At 59.9% G+C, this 2,774-nt stretch carries 1 protein-coding gene and 2 pseudogenes; 2 read left to right on the plus strand and 1 reads right to left on the minus strand.

From position 1 onward, the window contains the following. Window positions 1-182 (plus strand): annotated as a pseudogene (locus tag AAFX91_RS39505) (group II intron reverse transcriptase/maturase); the annotation flags it as partial. A gap of 204 nt (window positions 183-386) precedes the next feature. Here AAFX91_RS39505 and AAFX91_RS39510 read toward each other — a convergent pair. Continuing rightward, window positions 387-519 (minus strand): annotated as a pseudogene (locus AAFX91_RS39510) (IS66 family transposase zinc-finger binding domain-containing protein); the annotation flags it as partial. A 696-nt stretch (window positions 520-1,215) separates the two neighbouring features. Between AAFX91_RS39510 and AAFX91_RS39515 the strand changes: the two are divergent. Further along, the coding region (locus AAFX91_RS39515) for a Ulp1 family isopeptidase (RefSeq protein WP_394570102.1) at window positions 1,216-2,774 on the plus strand (1,559 nt) is incomplete at its 3' end.

The raw sequence follows: 2,774 nt of genomic DNA on the forward strand, positions 1-2,774 counted from the left end.
TGGTGGAAACTTACAACCTCATTCGGCAATACGTCGATCGTCGTCTGCGACATTGGTTGGTTCAGCGCACTGGGGCGCGTGGGCGAGGCTTCAAGCGTTACTCGCAGGAGTACCTGCATGAAACGCTTGGCCTCTACCGCCTCCCCAGAGCGCGCGCCGACATGCCGAGAGCGAAGGCTTGACGGATCGAGAGAAAGCCGGGTGCGGGAAATCCGCACGCCCGGTTTGACGAGCGGCGACTGGAAACGGAGCCATGGTCCGAAATGAGGCACCGGCACTCAGCGAAAGCTGCCGGCAAACGGCAACTCCTCGGAACCTGTAGCCACCGCGCCAGTCGTCGACTCTACCGAGCTCGAGGCGCCCGTCACATTAAGGTAGAGCGTAAATCCACCCCTGATCAGCCGCTCGGGAGCGCCGTGCTGGAGGACGACGCCGTGACAGGCGGGGGCAGGCCAGTTTGGGCCGCCGGGTCAGGATCACTCGGTATTGCACCGGAACGACGTCGAGCCTCTGACTCTCCCGCAGCAGAACTCGAGCGGGGGGGGAAGCACAAGTATTTCCCCATAAGCAATCGCTATTTGTCTTGGCAGAGGTGAACGTTAGCGTGATCCCATGTAAGTCAGCGATGAATTATCCAATCGAGGAGTTACTTTGGATAGCAGCTTTTTTCCGGATACCGGAGCTTGGAACAGCTGGTACAATGAGCTGCCAGTTCAGCAGGCGGAGAACGTGCCTGCTGACCAGCCGAGCGTAGAGGAGCAGCCAGGTGGGTTGCAGCTCAGTGCCTCTGATGAGTCCGAAGCCAGCCCCGAACAGGCGCGTGGAGGGCGGCGCGTCGATGTCGGGGGAGCGGCGCGGCTATCGTTGCAGTCCGACCTGCAGTCTGGCCAGTTTATCAGTGGACGTCACAGTGTCGACTTTCCCAGAGCTTCAGTGGACTATCCAGCCGGCGTGCCGCAATCCAGTCCTCCAGCAGCGTTTGGTGGCATGCGGTACACAGCGCCCAACGAGAACACTTCGGTACCGAAGGCTGGGCGGCATTCATGGCTGTCGCGCGCTAGCTCAAAGCTCAAGTCAGCGCTTGGCTCGATCCGAGGAGGTGGGGGAAAAAAAACTTCTGGTCCCTCGAACCGCACGAATCCCGAAGCGGACCTCAATAGCGAGGACGGGGAGCTTATCGAATGGTATAGAAACCAACTTATTAACGGAGGGCGCGTGCAGAACGTCGTGCAGCAGAAGTATGTAAGAGGGCTTCGACGTCTCTCTCGCGCGTTGGCTGAAAACGGTGAGCCGCCATTGGCCGGTCGGCTTCACGACTGGACGTTAAATGAGAAAGCCTGGGCGATTAGTCCCCAAGCGCTCTCCGCACTGAATTCACTCCGCTCCTTGAAGGGAGTTGCAAAGCTGAAGGGAATATCTGCAAAGAAGGGAATATCTGCAAAGGAGCTAGATCTCTATAGCCAAGACGAAGATCTCATTCGGCGCTTCCATAAGGCCTGTACAGATGGCCTCGCGGGCCAGATCAAGCTCAGCGCGAGCACCGCAGTTAGCTATTCAAAGCCCCTTCGCGCTTTCTCTCGTTGGTGCATTGCTAACAATCGAGGAGCAATTTCTAATCGCATCAACGACCCGTCCTTGATGACCGATGCCGATGGGCCGGGTTACGGACGCGATTTCCACCGCAAACTCAAAGTAGCGTTGAGAGCACTCCATACAGTATATCCATCGCTCGTGCAGCAGCAACCTCTCGCCCAGCCTCCCAGGTTTTCGCCGCAGAGGCGGTCCGAGGTTATCTCGCTGGTTGATCTGCCGTCCTCACCGGAGGAGCAGCAGGTTGATCTTTCGCGCCAGGGCCGCGGCGGATTATCGCTTGTATCGCTTGAGCCAGGGGTGCGGCTGGGGGACGAGCGTATCCTGTGGCTGGGGGACGAGCATATCCTGGCGGATTTCACTCTCCTGCAGCAGGAGCTGCAGAGAGGCGATCCGGTTCTCGCTGACCGGACGCGGTTCGTTGATCCACTCATATCCCAGCTGTTGCGTGAGGGTGCCGATGACGACATGCTACGCACACTCCATCATGTCCTTTATGATCGCTATGGTAACGATACGGCCGACTTCCTGTTCTTGCCGGTGAACGATGCTATCGGTACAGTGGCCCATTGGTCGCTGCTGTTCGTTGATCGCAGCGATCGCGAACGCCCCCCGGTGGGCTATCACTTCGACTCCGGGGGGGGGCGCAACCGCAATGCTGCCGCCAGGCTCGCCGCCCGGTTGGGGGTCGTCCAGCGCGTTGCCAGCATACGCCAGCAGCGGAACGGTTACGATTGCGGCGTCTTCGTCGTGGACGGCGTCCGAGAGCTGGTTAGGCGATTGGCGGAAGGACCGCAGCCAAACCTCTGGAACCTCGACGAAGTCGTCGCCGATCGGCAGCAACTTCAACGACGATTGAGCGCCGCTCCCGGAAATGCGCGAGCGAATGATCCGGCGGATCAAGCGGGCCCCTCAACGCGAATGGCCGTTGTGATCGATCCAGGCAGCGTCGATTCGACCGAGTTTTGGCAGGGAGTGGACCGAGCTGGCCAGCCTGCAGCCGATAGCTGGAACGCTGATCTGGATGCGCTAAGCCTGCCGCGGCCAGCGCAAAGCGTCAATCAGCCAAGCCCACCATCATGGGGGCAAAGCGCTGCGGCCCCGGTTGTGATCGATCCAGGCAGCGTCGATTCGACCGAGTTTTGGCAGGGAGTGGACCGAGCTGGCCAGCCTGCAGCCGATAG

Origin of the sequence: Bradyrhizobium sp. 31Argb (genome assembly GCF_043638955.1) — a bacterium.
Taxonomy (GTDB): domain Bacteria; phylum Pseudomonadota; class Alphaproteobacteria; order Rhizobiales; family Xanthobacteraceae; genus Bradyrhizobium.